The organism is Pedobacter sp. ASV28, assembly GCF_016428855.1.
Classification (GTDB): Bacteria; Bacteroidota; Bacteroidia; order Sphingobacteriales; family Sphingobacteriaceae; genus Pedobacter.
Map to the genome: position 1 here is coordinate 39,069 of NZ_JAELTN010000023.1, position 19,835 is coordinate 58,903.

The following is a 19,835-nucleotide window of genomic DNA, read 5'->3' on the forward strand; positions in this document are numbered from 1 at the left end:
ATAAATTTTTATTGATTAGCTTTTTTGCATTTGCTGCATAAACGTGATCTCGATAAACTCTGCCGGCCGAGATATGGCAACCAGTACTGTTATCAGCATTTTGCCCTCAAGAATATCATCTGGTGTCATGGTTTCGCCAAGTCCTACATGCACGCTGAAAGCATCTTCAGGCACTGCACCTGCCAGACCACCTCGTTTCCATATACCTGTAAGGAAATTACTTATTGTACTCCTTACAATCACCCAGGTATTGGCTACATTAGGATCAAATACAAATGCTTTAGCTGCATTTTTAATAGATTCTTCAAGCATTATCATAGTTCGTCGCACATTAATATATCTCCAGTCAAGTGAGTTACCATCAAGTGTACGGGCGCCCCATACTTTTATGCCTTCTCCGGTAAAGTAGCGTATAGCGTTTATGGCTTTACCGTCAAAAGGTACATTCAGGTCTTCTTGGTCTGCATAAGAAATATTTACCGTAGTGCTGATCACATTAGACATACCTGTATTAGCAGGCGCTTTCCAAACCTCCTTTGTCTGATCGGTCAATGTGTATATACCCGCCATAGCTGCCGAAGGTGGTAAAAGGTTAACTTGTTCAGCCATGTCTTTCACGATAGTTGCATAAAGCGGGCTTTGTTTGTAAAGCACTTTATGATTGGTGTCATTATCTGCACCTATCATTCCAATTTTGTTTGCAAAAGCATACAGCCTTGGAGTTGTTCCCAATATTACGTTTTTAAAGGTATCTACGTCGGCCGGATCAATATTTATAAAACTAAGTTCATTATCAGGCACTATGGATGTATTAAGCCAAGGATAATAGGCCGAAGCATAATCAAGAAAATCTGTTCCTATTTTTTCCCTGAAGCTCGTTACAACATCACCGCTTTGGTCTTTCCTGTCTTTGTAGCCATCATACACATCCAGTATCGCCACCCTGTTCATATTAAGTCCACAATGTTTTAAAACTGCCGTTTGTACATCATAACAAGCTTGTGCGCTATCAAGGTTAACCGCTTCAGGAACAAGCACCATAGTAGGTTCCTGCTCTTTTAAAAGTGGGTCAATACCATTTGTAAGCTTTTCTCCACTTAAATCGTCAGTATAACTACCTACTGATACCACATAACATGGGCCTCCGCCATTGGCAAAGAAAAACCTCATATTATAATACAGGCTGTAAACATCGGTACGGCTTACCGAATAATATTTTGTAGCAATTGGTGTGGTCGTAGCTGGTGTTGCTGCTGGTTTTGGCTTGTCGCCTGCTGCTGTTTCTTCGTCTGCTACTGTTTCTGCCGTTGCATCATTAGCTTTGAGGGCTGTGCCGCCCACCCCATTTATAGCGGTAACAAGAACATCCGTTTTGGCTTTTAAATCTGCCGCTGTAGGTGTTGTTAAAGGTATACCGGTTGTGTCAAATAAAACACTTCTAAAGGCGGTATTAGCGGTGGTCAATGCAGTACTATCAGCAAAAGCTACTGCCTTCAGGCTCAAAAGCAAATCGTTAACGACCACCGAAAAAGAGCTGGCTACGGTAACAGCAGCTTTTAAAGAACTCTTTGCTTTTGCATTAGCAGCCGCTTTTGCATCATCAGTTGCTTTTGTATCAGCGGTTACTTTTGCTGCTTCAGTAGCATCATCATTAGCGGTTTTAATTGTATCCTGTAAAGATTTGGTTTCACTTTTAGCTGCATTTAGAGCCGGATTAGCATCAACTGCGATAAAAGATGTTCCAGTGGCTAATGCCTTAAAGCTGAAAACAGGCTTCGGAGCCGCACCGAAATATTGAACAAACTCTGCCAAAGAACTAATTCTCCAAGGTGTATTGGTCAAAGATTTCGTCCCATTTATAGCCTTTTCGGTATAGCCTATAAAAGCTGGTACCGCTGTGGCCACTTCAACTACGGAGTTAGGGAACGCGTTCTTCTCTACGACATATACTCCGGGTGTTTTCATTGCACTCATAATGATTATAGATTTAGATTAAAAATAAAAATAGCTGGTGATGGTATTTAATGGATTAATAATAGATTGCGAGGATGCCTCTGGAAATGGAATGAAGTTGCTCAGCAATACCTCTGCATTTCCCAATACTTTCCATAGGGTTAACTTATAAGCATATACTTCTTTTAGGGCAATTGGCTCTTTTGTTACAAATCGATAGACTGGTTGGCTTTCTCCCGGAAATGCTATGGTAGAGGAGCTGAACTGCAATTGGTTTCTATCTTCTTTTAGAACCAACACCTCCTTATTGGCCGATCGTTGAATGACTATAACCTCTACAAACTTCTTTACGCCGTGAATAATTAGATCAATCTTATTTTCCTTGACAAATTCTTTTTTGGTTAGGTTAAGGGTCAGCTCTTTCCAGATTCCATTTTTGCCTAGGTATTGCAATTCCCAAATGCTTTCACTTGGTGTATTTTCATGATCGGTATAGTAATAAAATCCTGCATCTACATTCTTTAAGGAGAACTTGAACTGATAAGCTTCCTTTTCGTTTATCAGTTCACTAAATCCATCTGGTATTAACAGGCCCCAACTATTTTTTCCAAGGCTCTTAAACAATAGGCCTAATTTGGCAAGCAATTGACGGGTTTCTACTGTGGGCATAAGCGCTATATATTCGCCAATTCCCGAGAAATATTCATGGCTAGTGTTAAGGGTGATCCAAAGACGATAGTTTGCCATATAGTTTACATTGAAGGTTTAGGATTTTGAATACCCATGTTTAGATCGCTGTGACTGAAGATCGGCAGTATTTCCTGTATATCCTGCATGTCGATGGTCACAAATCTCAGCCTAAACATCATCGATGGAAAATATCCGCCACCGCAAATGCCCCATAGGTTGGCCATTTCCTGTATGGACAGGTTTACGGGTTCAATAGCAAATTCATTGGATCGATCTGGGGATCTCAACACCGGGCTTTTTTGGATAAAGGAGAGAATTACGCTTAACAGCTGTAAGGATTCTTCATACTGTTTGTCTTGAAATACCACAGATAGCAGCACATTGATGTGAAGCTGCCACGATGGGCTCATGCGCTTGGTATGCTGACCTGATATGGTGGCCTGCGGAAAGTTAATACCTCCTGCGGTTTCCCTACCCAAGCCCACCAGCATTACGCTAACCCTATTGGCCGGAAACACCTTATGATCATCTTTTACCGGAGAGAGAAATACCATATCTTCCCGTAGGTTAAACGATAGCTTTAGGTATTCGTTCAACTGTTCGGTCAATAGCTGTAATGTTCTATAGATCATATTTTTCACCAACAAGAGATTAATATAGCTTTGGTCATTTAACGAATTTGATCAAACAACCAAAGGCTAATTTAAGGCATAAGCTGACAAGGAAATCACGTAATTATACGTGGTTTTAACTTAATTTGAATACATGCAACCTTACTGGTACTCCATCAGGTGATGTAGGTCTACGTGGTCATGTAGCAGTGCATAAACAATGAGGCCTATGGTATTCTTGGATTCGGTTTTCTGCAGCAGGTTGCTTTTATGCCCTTCAACGGTACGTGGGCTTAAAAATAATCGTTCGGCAATTTCTACAGAACTATATTGCCTACAGATCAGTTTCAGTACCTGCACTTCTCTTTTGGTAAGTAATTGCGCACTAAATCGGCTGATCTTCTTTTTTGCCATGCTATTAAAAGGTTCGCTAATTACCCTTTTGATGCCCTCGTTATAATAGGAACCCATTTTATGCACTTTTTGAATGGCATTGATCAACTCTTGTGGGGTGGTATCTTTAACAAGATAGGAAGAAACACCTAGGCTAACCATGTTATTTACATAAGCCCTGGTGTGCATATTGGTAAGTACAATGATCCGAATACCCGGAAAATGATCTTGAAGAAACTTAGTGGCTTCTACGCCATTGAGTACTGGCATTTTCAAGTCTACGATAATAATATCGGGTATGTTTGAACTGTATTGAAGGAAATTGACCAGCTCTTTCCCATTAGCGGCCTCAAATATAATTTCCATATCTTCATTTCGCTGTATAAGCAGGGAAATTCCCTTTCGAAATAACGGCTCGTCGTCAGCTAGAATTATTTTGATTTTCTCCATAAGGTTTTAAGGTAAACACTACATTACAGCCTTGTTTCATTTTAGAGCTGAAAGTGATCTCTCCATTCAAAAGCCGTATTCTGTTTTTGATATTTCTTATTCCAAGTCCCCTGTACTGCATTTTGGGATCAAATCCAATACCGTTATCCTTATAACTGCCCATCAGCGTATTTTCCTGTCGATCAAACCGAAGCGATATGGAGTTTGCATTTCCATGTCTAATGGAATTATTAAGCAGTTCTTGTACCATCCTGAAAAGATGCAATTGTTGTTCTTCATTTAAATCGCTGAAATCGACCCGGCTTTTATAGCATGTCTCTACCCTTTTACTGTTATAAACCTCAAAAAGTTCCTGCAGGGCCTCATCTAGTCCAAACTCACTCGATACTGGCGGCATTAGATTGTGGGTAATGGAGCGCAAGCTTCGGAGCGCCCCCCCCACTTGGTCTATGATCACCACGCTAATATCTTCTACTTCTTCTGGAGAAATTTGGGGGCTTTTGAGCAAGTAGGTATGAACAGATACTACGCTAAGTCGCGAGGATATTTCATCATGTAGTTCCTGTGCTATACGTTGTCTTTCTTCCTCTTGTACTGCTAGGGAAAAGCGGAGCAATTCTTGTTTGTATTCAACTTCGGGATTTTTCTTTTTTAATCCTCTTTCTATCCGTATCCTTTGTAAAAAATAGATAGAAAACATTACAATACTTATCAAAAACATAACAGCATATTGATCGGAATTTAATAATGTTATTAATCATTGAGTCTAATCATCTCTAGGAGAAAATCGCATTTTTATGCTTTGGCTTACCTCCTTTTAGGATGGCTATTTTCCTAAGAATCAAAAAAAAATGGATCTAACTTAGGCTATGCCAGGTTGGCATTGACAATAAGGGTATAAGAAATTAGGTTTGAGCATTAGATCATAAAAGGTCGTCAGATTTTCCTTGTCCGTTCATTTTTATTTTTTTTAAGGTGGTTAAAAAAGATAATCAGGCCAAGCGGGAGAAAGTCGTTAGGTTCCCAAAAGCAAGTTATCACGTTAATTTAAAGCTCAATATAGGAAATAATATTCTGAACGACCAAAATTCCGCCCAAGATTTACCGAACAAAGCATGGATGCCATCCATTTCAAATGGTTGTGGTCTGTGATTTTAAAAATTATTCACAACCAATTAACATACAAATACTTAAAAATAAATATTTAAAAAGAGGGGAGCATTTTAAAGATAAAACTACATGTGTTTCTTTGCATATGCTTATTGTAAGCATTCTGCTTTACCTATATGGAGAGACTATCCAGTACCTTTTTATAGCTTTTGTTTTAATCAAGCCTAGTTTCTAGAGTATTCTTCAAATCCGCTGTCCAGTTCTGTATTAAATTCGTTAACGGTCTTATACGTCTATAACTTTACCGTTTTTGATAAACCAACAGCGATCAATGAAGAAAGAAGCGATAGTATGATTGAATGATCCTCAAGCACTCAAAGATCAATCTGGCAGCACAGAGGGCAACCGAACCCATTCAAATCCCGCATTTTTTCTCCGTACATGGCCAATGCCCGGCCAAGGAAGATGATAAGAGAATACCATAGCCTTTGATAACGCAAGTTTCTCTAAAACTTTCCTTCTGGATGTTATAGCAAGCTCGAAATCCGTATCTCCTTCAAAGCCCCACTCCGGATGTTCTAATGAAAGTACCTGCGAATGGATCAGATCGGCAATATGATACAAACTTTCTGAACCAGAATATAACTGTACAACACAATGGCCTGGTGTGTGCCCAGGTGCCATTTGCATCTTGATGCAACCCAGCATTTCGGCTCCGTCATCCAATAGCTGTAAACGTGGCTTTAAAGCAGTTATATTCTTTCGGGCGATTTCTACTACCAAATTTTTAAGCGTATTGTCCCTTAACTTGCTCTTTGAGAAATCAGGTGATGGTGACATCCAGAAGTCGTGCTCGATCCTAGAAAGATAAACACTTGCGTTTGGAAACACAATCTGACCGCTATTATCGGTCAGTCCGCCTATGTGATCGGGATGCGCATGGCTGATCACGACATCGGTAACCTCAGCAACCTTTATGTCGGCATTGGCCAAGTTGGCCAACAGCCAACCGGAATTTCTGCCAAAGTTTGAACCACAACCACTATCTACCAAAATAACCCTATCTGCCGACCTGATCACAAGAATATTGATCCCAAGGTCTACTTCCTGTTTTGAGGCAAAATTATCCTCTAAGATTTGCTCAACTTTAGAAGGGGCGATACCTGGTGCGAAATTAGGCTGTACCGGCTTCATGAGAATATGCCCATCTGTAACTACGGTAAGTTCGAGTTTGCCCATTCTAAAACGATGGAAGCTTCTGGTCTCCTTCTCGTTGTTTATGGCCGCAAACAAGCCGCTAATATCTGTCAGTCCCAATAAGGCGACCATTGCTGATAGTTTAATTGCTTCTTTTCTGTCCATATTTTTTCTTTCAAAAGTAACCGAACAATATATTTGCATCAAGTATGTACTTTTTAGTACCCTACATACTTTTAGGAACCTATTATTGATTATCAGCAGATTAATTTTAGACAAAATGAAAAATAACGAGAACAAGGCTTATTGTGCGGTAGATTTTGCCTTCCAGCGAATTGGCGGAAAATACCGGGGAAGAATACTCTGGTACCTGAATCATGATCAGGTACTTCGATATGGAGAACTTAAACGATTGCTCAAGGGAATAACTACAAAAATGCTCACCCAAACCCTTAGAGAACTAGAACATGATGGTTTGGTCTCGAGGAAAGTTTATCTGGAAGTACCACCCAAAGTAGAATATTCCCTGACTGCTGCCGGCCTTGAATTGATACCTATTATCGAAAGTTTAAGACAATGGGCTGACAGAAGGATCATTGAAGAGCCCATAACAGGTGAAAAATTGGAATGTTAGCTTAATTAACGTATTATATTATGCACTGCTCATTGGAATTGAAAATTTCAATGATAGAAGATCAGCTCAATCCAATCTGCCTAAAGGAAAAGGAATGGGCGTTCATTAGGAAAGACTTTATCGAGGCGATAGAAAAATTGTAAAATCAGCGCAATGTCCAGAGCATTGATATATACAGTTATACAATATCACTTTTTCCTTTTAAATAGGCGATACAGAGCTGCCTCCCATGATGGCTGAGGGAGGCAATATATATTGCTCTGGTATTAAGATCATGTATTTCAGGCAACATTACATTATTTTTATTCAATCTTAGGGAACTGTTTTTGTAATTGAAGACCTCCAGATAATCAGGCCGATTTTCAGTATAAATCACCTTTACTTCATCGAATGAAATGTTATTTTGCAAAGCTACTGTGTGAAGAAAATTTCCGCTGATTTCAGTAGTGCAAAAAAAATCTTCGCCTTTATAGCTTACTTTCCCTATTGCGGAAAATCTGTCTATTTTAAAGGAACACTGAAAAGCTACCGGATTATAGAAACGTAGTCCGGTAATGCGGTTTACAATTTTATATGCGGCCTCTTTCATGCTCCAGACCAACCATACAACCAGATCTGGATTTTCTGCTTGGAAAACCAATGCTTGTTCTTGGAAAGAAAATATCTTGGAAAGATAATTCTTACGTTTCCAATCACTCTGTCGCCCAGCAAGATTTAGGTCAATCACATCATTGCCCAACATTGTCTGCGAGTTTACTTTCAATGATTTCCACAGTTGCTTTAACAGTCAGCATTCTTGACATGGAATCATTGTCGATTGAAACACCAAACTTCTCTTCGATATCCAAAACAATATCAACCAGATTGGCCGAATTTATTTTCAAATCGGCAATAAAGTCAGTGTCTTCATTAAGATCGGCAAGTGCATGCTGTTCTTCGGTATAAGGAGAAACGATTTCTCTCAATGCTTCGGTAATCTGGTTCTTATCCATTTTTATATTTTTTTTAAAATTATGCAGGCATTAACATCTCCGAAACCAAAACTTGCTTTTGCCAGGACATTAAATTTTTCCGTAATCAATTTGCGCGGTACCCGGGTTTCATCTATCAACGAACTGATCTCAGCATTCAAATCCTCACAGTTAACATTTGGAAAAATGAAACCTTTATAAAGCTGAAGAACTGACGCAACACATTCAATGCTGCCCGAAGCGCTGATACAGTGGCCAATCATACCTTTCAGTGAATTTACATAGGGAAAATCTTTTGCCGAAGAGCCAAGAGCCGTTTTCCAGTTCTCTATTTCCAGGGCATCTTTTGCCGTAGCAGTTAAATGTCCATTGATGAGCTCGATGTCTTGAGCGTGGATTCCAGCATTTTCAATAGCACGGCGAATACAGCGCTGGACTGCCTGTGGATTTGGCGCTGTCATCGTGCCCAGGCCACGCTGTCCCCCAGAATTAATGTTTCCACCGAGCACCTCTGCATAGATCTTTGCGTTCCGGGAAATGGCACTTTCCAATGATTCCAAGACCATAGCACCTGCTCCACTGCCTGGCACAAAGCCGCTTGCAGTGGCACTCATCGGCCTGCTTCCTCCCTCTGGATTGTCATTGTGCCTGAACGTACAGACCTTCATGGCGTCAAATCCACCCCAAATATAGGGCCCGCTATCACTTGTACTTCCAGCTAGCATCCGTTTCGCTTTTCCCGACCTAATGTGCTCATAGGCCATCAAGATACTTTCTGTTCCTGTGGCACAGGCAGATGAATTTGTACCCACCTGATTGCCCAGCCCCAACTTACCACTGATGAAAGCGCTGACCCCACTAGCCATTATCTGGACCACGACACTGCTCCCAAGTTTCCTCACCTGTAGCTGGTCGATTTGACTTATTGCCCATCTAAACTTATCAGTTCCGGAAGTTCCTGTACCAAAGAATAATCCGCTGTCCCAATCTGGTTCCTGCTCACCGGCAACTTCAAGTCCCGCATCCTTCCAGGCATCCAAACCAGCTATTACGCCATAAACAATACCTGTACTAGCCAGGCCCTTAATCTCAAGGGGCGTAAAGTATTGTTGAATTCTTATTTCATCAAGTTCAGGCGTTGCGGCAATCTGACAGGAAAAGCCCAGGCGTTCAAGCTCTGGTTGGTGCTGAACACCTGAAATACCATTTTGTATAGCATTGGCAAATTCCGAAATGCTGGTACCGTTGGGTGCACAAATCCCCAAACCTGTAATCACTACTCTATTTTCAGCCATTTGATTTAAAGATTAGCATACCTGAAATATTTCCTTTGCAAATGGTATCGCCATCAGCATTTTCCATTTTAACCCTGCAACTTAATTTATTGAATCTAAAATAAACTTTCTCACTGCTCACCAGCACTTTTTCCCCAGGATAGACAGGTTTTAAAAATTCGAGTGCGTTTGAAGTCATTGCAACACTAAATTTTTCCTTGACAGCCATATCCCCTAAAAGATATATCCCCAAGCATACCAATCCAATCTGGGCCATTGTTTCGGTAAGTATCACCGCAGGGGTAACTGGTAAACCTATAAAATGACCTTTATAAAAAGAGAGTGTTTTCGCATACTTATATGTCCCGCTAGTGCCATTTTCATCTACGTACAATAACTCATCAACAAATAAAAAAGATTTGCCGTAAGGAAGCTTAGCTATGATTTCATGTGCTTTCATATTACCATTGTAAAAGTATTCTTTGTGCAGAAAATCCAGGGCCAAAACTCAGCATCAGGCCCTTCTCTCCCTGGGCAGGTTTGCTTTCCATGAAACGTTCCAAAACATACAGCACAGTGGCGCTGCTCATATTGCCATATTGCCTTAATACGTCTTTTGTCTGATCTATATTTTTACCTAACTGGCTGAATAATTCTTCTACAACCTGTATGATCTTCTTTCCTCCCGGATGAAAGATCAAATGGTCTACATCTTCAATACCCAACCCGTTGTTCATCAGAAAAGGATGGATAATAGCAGGAAAATGGGCTGCAATGGTTTCTGGCACTGCAACATCAAGTACCATTTGCAAACCGGTATTTGTAAGTTTAAATCCCATCATATCTTCTGCCTGAAAGAAATGGTACATTTCCCCCGCAAGGATTTCTGGCCCATCATCATCCTGATTGGAACTAAGTAAAACACATGCCGCACCATCACCAAATATTGCAGCACTCACGACGTTGGCCATTGAAAAGTCGTTGAGTTGGAAAGTTGCCGTTGGCGATTCAAAGGCAACAACAGCTGCCCGTTTACCCGGATTAGCTTTTAAAAAATTTTTGGCATAAATGATACCCGAAACACCAGCAGCACAACCCATTTCGGTAACGGGCAAACGTACAATATCCTGCCTGAGGCCAAGCATATTAATAAGGTAAGCATCCAAAGAGGGAATCATGATGCCCGTACAACTCACCGTGATGATAAAATCAAGATCAGTTGGTTCCCAAGCTGCCTTTTCTAGCGCATCTGCAAGACATTGCCTACCAAGCTTTTTTCCTTCACGAATGTAAATATCATTTCGCTTTTCAAAACTCAGGTCACTGAAAACTTCTTCGGGCGCCATTATCGAATACCTCTTTTCCACTGAAGCACCTTCGAATATTTTCTTCACTTTCTTGATGAAACGCTCATCCTGACCATTTAACCAGATACCTAGGAAAGGCAAAATCTCAGCTGTAGTTCTGGAGAAGCCAGGTAAAGCCTTGCTTACCGTTTTTATTTTTACGCCCATTATATTTTGATAACCCACAAATACCTAAAAGCCCATTTCCACTTGATATAAGCAGAATTTACATTTAATTTTTCTTCATAACCAAGCAGATCTGCTTTTTTAAAACCACGAAGAATAGAGACTAGGCCATCTTCACGTGACATATCATTTAGTTTGAACACATAACTTAAAGCTGTAAACAACCTGTAAGCTAACGCACTCCGTTCCAGATCATTTACAACGATCCCCACTCGAACCGTCTTTTTAAGGTTTTGCAAAAGATTGATAATCTCTCTATCGGCAAAATGATGAAGGGTAAGTGTGAAAAGTATAATGTCACATTTTTCCGGCCACTGGTTTTCATCAAAAATATCGCTGCATTGATAACTAATATTTGGATATGCTGATGAAAGGCTCCTTGCGTGTTCAATCGTAGCCTTATTTGCATCAATTCCCTTCAGTTCGAAAACTAAACTATTTTTCTTGGCATAATCAGCAAGCATCCTGAGCATGGCACCATTTCCGCAACCTACATCGGTTATCCTCACTTTCCCTGATGGCACCTTGTTTTTTAGCAAAACCTCAATTCCCTGGAGGGTTACCTTGTTGCCACCCAATAACTTATTGATCTCGGCGATCTTGTCCAAAGCATCGGTCAAGATGTTTCCCTGTAGCTCAAAATCATCCATGATCTCTAGAGCGGAGCTTCTGTATCTTGTATCTATTGACATTGATTACAATATTGGTATGGGTTTTCCATGGGTCATATTGACGATCTTGCCCAGTAACTGCGGCATTTTGGTTAGCGTATTGAGCGCAATATGTTGAATGGTGTTATTTTTTAGGACTGAAGACAAAATTCGTCCGGTCCTGAGACGTGATCTGAAATTATAGTTCCACAATTTAGCATAATTATCCTCCATTTCCTTTCTCGAACAGGTTTTATCCCTCATAAAAGCAACGATAAGTGTTGAAGCAATTTTTGCACTGTGCATGGCCATGGCCATTCCGTTACCACAAAGCGGATGAATAAGGCCTGCCGTATCTCCTATCATCAAAATATGATCTAAAATAGGTTCCTTGGATTGGAAAGAAATTTGACCAATCGTCAAGGGCATCTCGAAAATCATCTCTGACCGCTCTAAAATATCTTTTAGAAACCTATTTTTGTAAATCACCTCCTGCTGATAGTTTAAAATATTTTTATATCGCCTAAAGCTTTGGTAATCGGCCAGGTAACAGATATTTAATTTTTCATTTTCCACACGGGAAACACCGCAATATCCACCGCTAAAGTTATGCAGCCCTACAAGATCAGATTGGAAATTCCCATGATAATGTGCCTTAACGGCAATGTAAGGAGATTTTTTTTGAATAAAATCACGTTTAAGTTTCACATCAACCGATGATCTTTTACCAAATGCGCCGAGAACCTGACCGGCAGTAAAACTTTGCCCAGATGTAGTTTTAACGTTGAACACATCATTATTGAACTGCACATCAGTAACTGTATCGTAAATAACCGTGATATTCCTTTTCAAAAGTTGCTGATAGAGAAAATAGTCCATGGCATATCTGCTCAATCCAAATCCGCCCATAGATAATTTTGTAGTTATACTTGCCCCAGAGAGGGAAGTCAACTGTAGGTTGCTTATCGAAGTAGGTCCCAAGCTTTCAAAGGAAATTTCCAGCCATGCCAAATAAGGCAAAACTTCATTCGAAATGTACTCGCCACAGACCTTGTGTTGTGGATATGTATTCTTTTCTATTAAAGTGATGTTAAAATTAGACTTTTGTAGGTGCAATGCCGCGGTTAGGCCAGCCAAGCCACCACCAATGATCAGGATTTCGGTTTCGAATTGCATATGTAATATGACAACAATTTTTATGACTTTTTGTTCACCCAAAAGAAATCACTATCCTTTACTAACCATCAAAACAATACAGAGGTCAATAGCTTTTGCTGAGTTTTTGTCGCCACGATCAAAAAATAACAAAACAGATAAACTTTAACAGCAACTGGAACTATACCTATGGTTCAATTGGCATCTAAAAGACTACGTGTTTCTACATCGTGTAGGTAGGCGATTACTATTCCTGCTATGAATATGGAAACCTACCTCTGGGGCGGAAAGATATTAATAATAATGACCAACCGTTACATCGAGTTCAAGGTAAGGGCGCATGGTACTGGCGATGTTTAAATAAACCATATACCTTACGTGAGAACTACGTTCGGAAAAATCGAAAAAGTAGACTCCATTGGCACCATAAGAAGCGCTAATTTTGTATTCAGAACAAAAAGGAACCTAAATGACAAATTAAGTGGTTTACTATGATTTTGTTTGATTGTTTTTTGACTTGTTTTGTATAGCTATTTACCGATACAGAACTTCGTAAAAATATTCTCTAATAAATCGTCTGTGGTAACGGTACCCGTGATTTCTCCAAGGTAATGGAGCGCCTGTTTAATATCCATGGCCAAGAAATCGGAAGTTACCGGATTGTTGATGTTTTCCAGTACCCGGTTTAGGGCATTTTGCGTTTGCTTTAAGGCTTCAACATGCCTAACATTAGTTACCAAAGTTTCGCTGGTATTGATATGGTGCAGGTTTACCTTTTCTAATAACTGTACTTTCAACTCCTCTACCCCTACGCCGTCTTTGGCAGCCAATAGGAAGATGTCTTTTTCCTTAAAGGTCTGTTGCTGCGCTTGATCCAAAAGATCACTTTTGTTCACAATGGCCAGATAGGGAATATTCAGTTGCTGTAACTCCTGTAATTGATCTTCTATTTCTGCCGGGGTTTGTAGGGCATCGACCAGGTAAATGATCAATTTGGCTTTCTTCATGTGCGCCAAGGTACGTTCTACGCCTTTGGCTTCAATTACATCGGCCGTTTGGCGTATGCCCGCCGTATCTATAAACCTGAAGATTACCCCATTGATGTTCAACTCATCTTCTATGGTATCTCTGGTGGTGCCCGCAATATCACTTACAATAGCTCTTTCTTCATTGAGCAAGGCATTCAGCAGGGTCGATTTGCCTACGTTTGGCCGACCTGCAATAACCGTAGGCACTCCATTTTTCAGTACATTGCCCAGTTCAAAAGAAGCAATCAAACGCCTAAGCACAGCATTGATCTTTTGGATGAGTACCATTAACTGTTCTCTATTGGCAAATTCTACATCTTCTTCGGCAAAATCGAGTTCCAGTTCGATCATCGAAGCAAAATGGATCAGTTGCTCCCGAAGGTCCTTCAGTTCGTTGCTAAAGCCACCACGCATCTGCTGCATGGCCACATCATGAGAAGCCTTGCTGTCCGAAGCAATCAGATCGGCTACCGCCTCGGCCTGGCTCAGGTCAAAGGCACCATTTAAAAAGGCCCTTAAGGTAAACTCGCCCGGTTTGGCCGCCCTTGCCCCGATCTTCAAAAACAGGTTGATGATCTGTTGGATAATATAATTAGACCCATGACAGGAAATTTCTACCACATTTTCCTTGGTATAAGACCTCGGCCCAACATAAAGAGATACGACCACCTCATCGATAATCAAATCACCATCCTTAATAAGGCCAAAGTGTAACGTATGCGAGGCCTGCATTTCCAGATCCTTACCTGAAAAAACCTGGTTGCTAAGGCTAATGGCCGATGGTCCCGATAAACGAATTACTCCTATGGCTCCACTTCCCGGAGGAGTGGACAAGGCAATGATGGTATCTGTTGTGTACATGTAATGGAAGATTAAAGAACAAAGTGCAAGAGCTTGCCCATTCATTCTGATGCAAAAGTAATACTTTTTATCTGGAGTTTTGGTAAGTGCAAAGTAAGGTCTTCTAGGTTATTATGGGTTCATTTTCCTTAACACAAACAATTTATTTACTTTAGTGTTAGGTATCAAAAAACCCAAACTACGCTATATGAGAGAATTTCCTTTAACTGTAAAAAGATCCATAGAATTATTAGGCCTAACTTTGATCATTGCCATATTGGTAGTCGGTAGAGATATTATTATGCCCGTAATCATGGCTTTTTTCATCAGTATACTACTACTGCCCATTTATCGATTTTTAAGAAGATATAAATTCCCAGAATCGTTGTCGATTATATTGCCCATCTTAATTGTCTTTATCTTTGTAGCGGGCATTATCTGGTTCTTTTCAGCACAGATCGGCATCTTGGTGAACGATTTCCCCCAGATCAAGAGCAACGTGGCCAAGCACCTGAAATCATTGCAGGAATGGATCAGCAGTTTTACCAATTTCTCGCTCAGCAAACAGGAAAAGTTTATTAATGAGAAGAGCGATGACCTGTTGAATATGGCGGGCAAGGCTGCTAGTGGTGCTGCCGTTACCTTAAGTGGAATTTTTGTATTTTTAGGCCTAATTCCCATCTATATCTATCTTATTCTATTCTACAAAGATATCTTGCTGCGTTTTATCTTCATGTGGTTTAAAATAGACCACCACCCAAGGGTAAAGGAAGCAGTATATGAATCGGAATCCATCATCAAAAACTATCTGGTGGGCCTATTGATACAAATTACCTACATGACCATTATGCTGGGCGGTATCCTAATGCTTTTTGGCATTAAACACGCACTGCTTATTGGGGTAATCTTTGCCATTTTAAATCTTATTCCTTATGTGGGTGCCCTCATTGGCAATATACTTGGGGTATTGATCACTTTAACTTCCTCCCCACAATTATCGCCTGTCATTACGGTATTATTGGTCATTGCCTTTGTTCAGTTTTTAGACAATAATATTCTGATGCCAAGAATAGTAGGCTCTAAAGTAAAAATCAATGCACTGGTTTCTATTTTGGGTGTGGTTATAGGCGGTACAATTGCCGGCATATCAGGCATGTTCCTGTCTATGCCAATTATAGCGGTACTGAAGGTCATATTCGACCGAAGCGAAGGGTTTAGGCATTGGGGTGTTCTATTGGGCGATGAAAGACCCGCCAAAAGTCCGATGAGTTTTTCCATGTATAGAAAAAAGGGACCTGTAAAGACCAAATCTGGGGTGATAGATAAGAAATAGTCGGTTGGTTTTTTGGTTGGTTAGTTAGTTCGTTTTTTGGTGGAACTGGTTAATTGTTTAACTGCTGAATTGTTTAATTGGTTAATTGACTAGACATTAACCATAGCCGATATGGCTTAATATTTAGTATAATATGTAACAAGCCACCGTTGGGCCATCCAAAGTGGCTTGTTGATTATTTCTTTATCCACAAAATCCTGTTTGGTTACAGGTATCGATAATAATAGAATAAACAAAATTTTCATACATCCATGCATTTGGAGAACTAGCTGGTTCGCCAGGCATACGTATTTTTGTATAACCAGAAATTGTTGCAGTGATTAAGCCATCTGTTTGGTTAATCTGGCTGTATATTGGTGTATAAACATGAGTACTCGTTGTGGAAGGTCCAGTGTATAATGGAGATTTTCCAGCACCAAGCGACTTGATTACCAATAGTCCATTCTGACGTTCATAAGAGATATAGACCCTTACCGTATTGTTCATATCCCATACCCCGGTTCCGGCATTACAATCAAAGGAAGCATGCCCCCCACCTTCAGGTACCCAGTCAATAATCAGGTCACAATCAGGACATTCAGGGCCATTCATTTTCTTTTCTTTTGCAGCATCGGTTTTAATGGTTTCAAAAGAGGCCTGTTCTTTCTTGCAAGAAAATAAAACAGCAAAAAACATTAAAAAAAGGGGTAATTTGATTTTTTTCATAATCGAGTTAATTTTAATGAATTGCAATGTAATTCTTTTTTCGCAGAACATTATTGTTTACCCAATGTTTTCACAACCACAACTAATCACCTCAAAATCAAAACATAAACAAACCTTAAGATACTAACTGGTCACCTATTTACAATTTAACCCGACTTAAAGATCAACATACAATAAACTCAATTAAAGCAAAAAATAAACGGTCGATACTACTGCAAACTGACAACAAAAGCGATGATCAACCCACAATTAGCCATGTGATGGCTCCTTTCAACCTTCAACCCATAACTACTTCCAGAACACATCGTAAGCAAATCTTAAAATGGTACCAAAAACAACGATCAAAAAGAAGATACGGACAAACTTATTGCCCTTGAGCAGGGCCAGCTTGGCACCCAGAAAAGAACCTAGTATATTAAAGACGGCCATTGGAATGGCATATTGAAAGAGCACATGTCCGGTAGAACTGAAATAGAGGAGTGCGGCGAGGTTAGTGCCTACATTTACGATCTTGGCATGGGCACTTGCCCCAATGAAATCGAAGCCCAAAGCACCAATAAAAACCAAAATAAGAAACGAACCGGTTCCAGGCCCTATCAGTCCATCATAGAAACCGATGACCAGGCCAAAAACAGCAGCCAGTAAGACTTGTCTGGCCAAGGTTTGGTTTCTCTGCTGTTGCACTCCAAATTGCTTGTTGAAATAAGTATACAGAGCAACTGCGATCAGCACCACCAAAATAATGGGTTTAATATGTTGATTATTGATCCTACTTACCAAATAGGCCCCTGTTAAAGAGGCCAGAAAAGCTGTAAACGTACACGTGGCCAAAACTGCCAGGTTAAACTTTACCTGCTTGGCATATTTTACCGCAGCTACTGCCGTGCCTGCCAGTGATGGAATCTTCACGGTTCCCAATAAGGTAGCTACTGGATATTGTGGCAAAATCAACAAAGTAGCGGGCGTTTGCAATAAGCCTCCGCCACCTACTATGGCATCGATAAAACCTGCAGCAAAGGCCGCCAGACAAAGCAATACCAGTTCAGTTGCATTGGTGCTGAGCACACTTAAGATTTCATGCATATTGGCAGTTCATTAGTGCCTATTTTGATCCTTATTATCTTATCTTTTGGGTTCAGCCTACATCCTTTCGGGTACCTTAATTCCCAAAATACCCATTCCAGCTTTGATCACATCGGCACTTAACCTGCAGATGTTCAAACGATGCTGTTTAAGCGCTTCATTTTCTTCCTTGATAATAGGAGGCACTTCATGATAAAACTTATTGAACAGCTTGGCAACTTCATATAGGTAGTTGGCAATAAATGCCGGACTATAGGCCTTGGCCGCTTCAGCTACTTCTGTTGGATATTTGGCCAACAACATTACCATATCCAATTCTGTAGGTGTCAAATTCAGATCTGCGTAACTAGGCACCTTAAACTGATACTCTGCCCTGCTCAATAAGGATTTGATACGGGCATGTGTATATTGGATAAACGGACCTGTATTTCCTTGAAAATCGATGGATTCTGCAGGATCGAATAACAAACGTTTTTTAGGCTCTACCTTTAAAAGGAAATATTTCAGGGCCCCTAAGCCAATGGTACTATACAGTTCTTGTTTGTCAGCCTCCGAAAAGTCGTTCGTCTTGCCCAAATCTTCTGTCTTCTGCTTGGCCGTATCCACCATTTCAGCAATCAGGTCATCGGCATCTACTACTGTGCCTTCCCTACTTTTCATTTTTCCGCTTGGCAGGTCAACCATACCATAAGAAAGATGGTATAAACCTTTTGCCCAACTTTTGCCCAACTTTTCAAGGATAAGAAACAACACTTTAAAATGGTAATCTTGCTCATTACCTACCACGTATATGGATTTGTCCATTTTAAAATCATCGTACTTCATTTGCGCAGTACCCAGATCTTGGGTAATGTAAACCGAGGTACCATCGGCACGTAAAACCAATTTTTGATCTAAACCATCGGCCGTAAGGTCAATCCATACCGACCCATCTTCTTTTTTAAAGAAAACACCCTTAGCCAAGCCCTCCTCTACCGTATCTTTCCCCAACAGGTAAGTGTTGCTTTCGTAATAATATTTATCGAAATCTACGCCTAATTTTTTATAGGTAACATCGAAGCCCTGGTACACCCAGCCATTCATTTTTTCCCAAAGCGCTACCACTTCGCTATCGCCCTGCTCCCATTTCAAAAGCATTTGTTGTGCCGCTTTAATTAATGGCGCATTTTTTTTGGCTTCTTCTTCGGTTTGGCCTTCGGCCACTAAAGCCCCTATTTCCTTTTTGTATTCCTTATCGAAAACCACATAGTATTTTCCTACCAAATGGTCCCCCTTCAAGCCGGAGCTTTCCGGTGTTTCGCCATTGCCCCATTTTTGCCAGGCCAGCATCGATTTACAGATGTGTATACCCCTATCGTTTACCAAGTTTACCTTCACCACCTCATAACCATCGGCCTTAAGCAGCTCTGAAACAGCATAGCCCAACAGGTTATTACGTACGTGTCCCAAATGCAATGGCTTATTGGTATTGGGCGATGAATACTCCACCATCACCTTTTCTCCCTTTGGTTTAATAGAAAGGAAACTAGGAACCAATAAAGTATTATTCAGCAGGTCTATCCAATAGCTTTCTGCAATACTTAAGTTCAAAAAACCCTTCACCACATTGAAGCCTACTACTTCGTTTACCTTTTCTTGAAGATAGCGGCCAATATCATTAGCGGTTTCCTCTGGCGATTTTTTAGAAAACCGTACAAATGGAAAAACCACAATAGTTACCTGCCCTTCAAATTCTTTACGTGTTTCCTGTATGTTGATTACGTTTTCTGCAATTTCTTGCTCATATAATTCTTTAACGGCCTTAATTGCGCCAGCGACAATAAAATTCATAATGACAAAAATACATTAATTGTTGAAAAGTTTAGTTTTTTGGTTGGTTTGTTATTTAGTTGATTAGAGGGCGAGCATGGCAAATCAATCTATTGAACGGATAAACTAATGAGCTATTGAACTAAATTGAAAAGCAAATTAGCTTCTGCGATCAACAGCTAGCCCTGCTATCCATTTCAAGTTTTTCCATTGTCTTCGGCAGGCTCAGACTGACATTGAAAAAGCTTTCCATTATGATCAGGTTTAGAAAACTTAAACCTGTGCATAACACTTGCCAACTAAACCCGATTGGCGTGTAAATACTTTTTGTTTCTTATCATTCTCAGCGCACCGAAGATTCTCTAGGTTTAGAAGCATTACCATAACAGATTCCTCGTTCCTCGGAATGACAGCACA

General features: G+C 40.3%; 19 protein-coding genes. 2 read left to right on the forward strand and 17 right to left on the reverse strand.

All coding sequences use genetic code 11. The annotated features are described in order from the left end of the window. Nucleotides 1-15: 15 nt before the first annotated feature. The 6 genes from JHD79_RS10500 to JHD79_RS10525 all read right to left on the reverse strand — a co-directional run bounded on the left by JHD79_RS10500 (nt 16) and on the right by JHD79_RS10525 (nt 6,569). Nucleotides 16-1,965 carry a phage tail sheath family protein gene (locus JHD79_RS10500; RefSeq protein WP_199119186.1) on the reverse strand — a complete coding sequence of 650 codons (1,950 nt, stop codon included), beginning with the start codon at nt 1,963-1,965 and terminating at the stop codon, nt 16-18. A 27-nt stretch (nt 1,966-1,992) separates the two neighbouring features. Beyond that, complete coding sequence (locus tag JHD79_RS10505; RefSeq protein WP_199119187.1) at nt 1,993-2,700, reverse strand: hypothetical protein; 708 nt, start codon at nt 2,698-2,700, stop codon at nt 1,993-1,995. Nucleotides 2,701-2,705: 5 nt separating this feature from the next. Next, a complete protein-coding gene (locus JHD79_RS10510; RefSeq protein WP_199119188.1) occupies nt 2,706-3,275 on the reverse strand; it encodes a DUF4255 domain-containing protein in 570 nt (189 codons plus the stop codon). Between the two features lie 141 nt (nt 3,276-3,416). Beyond that, nucleotides 3,417-4,097, reverse strand: a complete 681-nt coding sequence (locus JHD79_RS10515; RefSeq protein WP_199119189.1) for a response regulator transcription factor — start codon at nt 4,095-4,097, stop codon at nt 3,417-3,419. Then, complete coding sequence (locus JHD79_RS10520) at nt 4,069-4,797, reverse strand: sensor histidine kinase (protein WP_233164644.1); 729 nt, start codon at nt 4,795-4,797, stop codon at nt 4,069-4,071. The genes JHD79_RS10515 and JHD79_RS10520 overlap by 29 nt, the downstream gene beginning before the upstream one ends. Nucleotides 4,798-5,588: 791 nt before the next feature. After that, complete coding sequence (locus tag JHD79_RS10525; RefSeq protein ID WP_199119191.1) at nt 5,589-6,569, reverse strand: MBL fold metallo-hydrolase; 981 nt, start codon at nt 6,567-6,569, stop codon at nt 5,589-5,591. 115 nt (nt 6,570-6,684) lie between these two features. On the opposite strand from JHD79_RS10525, the gene JHD79_RS10530 reads away from it, so the two are divergent. Further along, nucleotides 6,685-7,038, forward strand: coding sequence for a helix-turn-helix domain-containing protein (locus tag JHD79_RS10530; RefSeq protein ID WP_199119192.1), 354 nt, complete (start codon nt 6,685-6,687; stop codon nt 7,036-7,038). Nucleotides 7,039-7,216: 178 nt separating this feature from the next. Here JHD79_RS10530 and JHD79_RS10535 read toward each other — a convergent pair whose 3' ends face one another. The 8 genes from JHD79_RS10535 to mnmE all read right to left on the reverse strand — a co-directional run bounded on the left by JHD79_RS10535 (nt 7,217) and on the right by mnmE (nt 14,509). Continuing rightward, nucleotides 7,217-7,801 carry a 4'-phosphopantetheinyl transferase superfamily protein gene (locus JHD79_RS10535; RefSeq protein WP_233164645.1) on the reverse strand — a complete coding sequence of 195 codons (585 nt, stop codon included), beginning with the start codon at nt 7,799-7,801 and terminating at the stop codon, nt 7,217-7,219. After that, nucleotides 7,767-8,030: an acyl carrier protein gene (locus JHD79_RS10540; RefSeq protein ID WP_199119194.1), complete on the reverse strand. Its 264-nt coding sequence runs from the start codon at nt 8,028-8,030 to the stop codon at nt 7,767-7,769. The genes JHD79_RS10535 and JHD79_RS10540 overlap by 35 nt, the downstream gene beginning before the upstream one ends. Nucleotides 8,031-8,032: 2 nt before the next feature. Then, nucleotides 8,033-9,304: a beta-ketoacyl synthase gene (locus JHD79_RS10545; RefSeq protein WP_199119195.1), complete on the reverse strand. Its 1,272-nt coding sequence runs from the start codon at nt 9,302-9,304 to the stop codon at nt 8,033-8,035. After that, nucleotides 9,297-9,743 (reverse strand): 3-hydroxyacyl-ACP dehydratase FabZ family protein, encoded by a 447-nt coding sequence (locus tag JHD79_RS10550; protein WP_199119196.1) that lies wholly within the window; start codon nt 9,741-9,743, stop codon nt 9,297-9,299. Before JHD79_RS10550 ends, JHD79_RS10545 begins: the two co-directional genes overlap by 8 nt. A gap of 1 nt (nt 9,744) precedes the next feature. Further along, on the reverse strand, nt 9,745-10,797 hold the full coding sequence (locus JHD79_RS10555) for a type III polyketide synthase (RefSeq protein WP_199119197.1): 1,053 nt from the start codon (nt 10,795-10,797) through the stop codon (nt 9,745-9,747). Next, nucleotides 10,797-11,507: a methyltransferase domain-containing protein gene (locus tag JHD79_RS10560; protein WP_199119198.1), complete on the reverse strand. Its 711-nt coding sequence runs from the start codon at nt 11,505-11,507 to the stop codon at nt 10,797-10,799. Before JHD79_RS10560 ends, JHD79_RS10555 begins: the two co-directional genes overlap by 1 nt. A 3-nt stretch (nt 11,508-11,510) precedes the next feature. Then, nucleotides 11,511-12,641 (reverse strand): NAD(P)/FAD-dependent oxidoreductase, encoded by a 1,131-nt coding sequence (locus tag JHD79_RS10565; RefSeq protein WP_199119199.1) that lies wholly within the window; start codon nt 12,639-12,641, stop codon nt 11,511-11,513. A gap of 509 nt (nt 12,642-13,150) precedes the next feature. After that, a complete protein-coding gene (gene mnmE, locus JHD79_RS10570; RefSeq protein WP_199119200.1) occupies nt 13,151-14,509 on the reverse strand; it encodes a tRNA uridine-5-carboxymethylaminomethyl(34) synthesis GTPase MnmE in 1,359 nt (452 codons plus the stop codon). 187 nt (nt 14,510-14,696) lie between these two features. Here mnmE and JHD79_RS10575 point away from each other — a divergent pair, with 187 nt between their 5' ends. Further along, the gene (locus JHD79_RS10575) at nt 14,697-15,821 is read left to right on the forward strand and encodes an AI-2E family transporter (RefSeq protein WP_199119201.1); all 1,125 of its coding nucleotides are present in this window, start codon (nt 14,697-14,699) and stop codon (nt 15,819-15,821) included. A 183-nt stretch (nt 15,822-16,004) separates the two neighbouring features. Here JHD79_RS10575 and JHD79_RS10580 read toward each other — a convergent pair whose 3' ends face one another. The 3 genes from JHD79_RS10580 to argS all read right to left on the reverse strand — a co-directional run bounded on the left by JHD79_RS10580 (nt 16,005) and on the right by argS (nt 19,439). Further along, nucleotides 16,005-16,526, reverse strand: coding sequence for a hypothetical protein (locus tag JHD79_RS10580; protein WP_199119202.1), 522 nt, complete (start codon nt 16,524-16,526; stop codon nt 16,005-16,007). Between the two features lie 288 nt (nt 16,527-16,814). Next, entirely contained in the window at nt 16,815-17,609 is a 795-nt protein-coding gene (locus JHD79_RS10585; RefSeq protein ID WP_199119203.1) for a TSUP family transporter, read from the reverse strand. 57 nt (nt 17,610-17,666) lie between these two features. Next, on the reverse strand, nt 17,667-19,439 hold the full coding sequence (gene argS / locus JHD79_RS10590) for an arginine--tRNA ligase (RefSeq protein ID WP_199119204.1): 1,773 nt from the start codon (nt 19,437-19,439) through the stop codon (nt 17,667-17,669). Between the last annotated feature and the right edge of the window lie 396 nt (nt 19,440-19,835).

Excerpts from the sequence above, each read along its gene's own strand:
- JHD79_RS10575 (WP_199119201.1), top strand. The coding sequence starts at position 14,697 with ATGAGAGAATTTCCTTTAACTGTAAAAAGATCCATAGAATTATTAGGC.
- JHD79_RS10545 (WP_199119195.1), bottom strand. The coding sequence starts at position 9,304 with ATGGCTGAAAATAGAGTAGTGATTACAGGTTTGGGGATTTGTGCACCC.
- JHD79_RS10510 (WP_199119188.1), bottom strand. The coding sequence starts at position 3,275 with ATGATCTATAGAACATTACAGCTATTGACCGAACAGTTGAACGAATAC.
- argS (WP_199119204.1), bottom strand. The coding sequence starts at position 19,439 with ATGAATTTTATTGTCGCTGGCGCAATTAAGGCCGTTAAAGAATTATAT.
- JHD79_RS10520 (WP_233164644.1), bottom strand. The coding sequence starts at position 4,797 with ATGTTTTCTATCTATTTTTTACAAAGGATACGGATAGAAAGAGGATTA.
- JHD79_RS10565 (WP_199119199.1), bottom strand. The coding sequence starts at position 12,641 with ATGCAATTCGAAACCGAAATCCTGATCATTGGTGGTGGCTTGGCTGGC.
- JHD79_RS10555 (WP_199119197.1), bottom strand. The coding sequence starts at position 10,797 with ATGGGCGTAAAAATAAAAACGGTAAGCAAGGCTTTACCTGGCTTCTCC.
- JHD79_RS10525 (WP_199119191.1), bottom strand. The coding sequence starts at position 6,569 with ATGGACAGAAAAGAAGCAATTAAACTATCAGCAATGGTCGCCTTATTG.
- JHD79_RS10560 (WP_199119198.1), bottom strand. The coding sequence starts at position 11,507 with ATGTCAATAGATACAAGATACAGAAGCTCCGCTCTAGAGATCATGGAT.
- JHD79_RS10585 (WP_199119203.1), bottom strand. The coding sequence starts at position 17,609 with ATGCATGAAATCTTAAGTGTGCTCAGCACCAATGCAACTGAACTGGTA.
- JHD79_RS10515 (WP_199119189.1), bottom strand. The coding sequence starts at position 4,097 with ATGGAGAAAATCAAAATAATTCTAGCTGACGACGAGCCGTTATTTCGA.
- JHD79_RS10540 (WP_199119194.1), bottom strand. The coding sequence starts at position 8,030 with ATGGATAAGAACCAGATTACCGAAGCATTGAGAGAAATCGTTTCTCCT.
- mnmE (WP_199119200.1), bottom strand. The coding sequence starts at position 14,509 with ATGTACACAACAGATACCATCATTGCCTTGTCCACTCCTCCGGGAAGT.
- JHD79_RS10500 (WP_199119186.1), bottom strand. The coding sequence starts at position 1,965 with ATGAAAACACCCGGAGTATATGTCGTAGAGAAGAACGCGTTCCCTAAC.
- JHD79_RS10530 (WP_199119192.1), top strand. The coding sequence starts at position 6,685 with ATGAAAAATAACGAGAACAAGGCTTATTGTGCGGTAGATTTTGCCTTC.
- JHD79_RS10580 (WP_199119202.1), bottom strand. The coding sequence starts at position 16,526 with ATGAAAAAAATCAAATTACCCCTTTTTTTAATGTTTTTTGCTGTTTTA.
- JHD79_RS10505 (WP_199119187.1), bottom strand. The coding sequence starts at position 2,700 with ATGGCAAACTATCGTCTTTGGATCACCCTTAACACTAGCCATGAATAT.
- JHD79_RS10550 (WP_199119196.1), bottom strand. The coding sequence starts at position 9,743 with ATGAAAGCACATGAAATCATAGCTAAGCTTCCTTACGGCAAATCTTTT.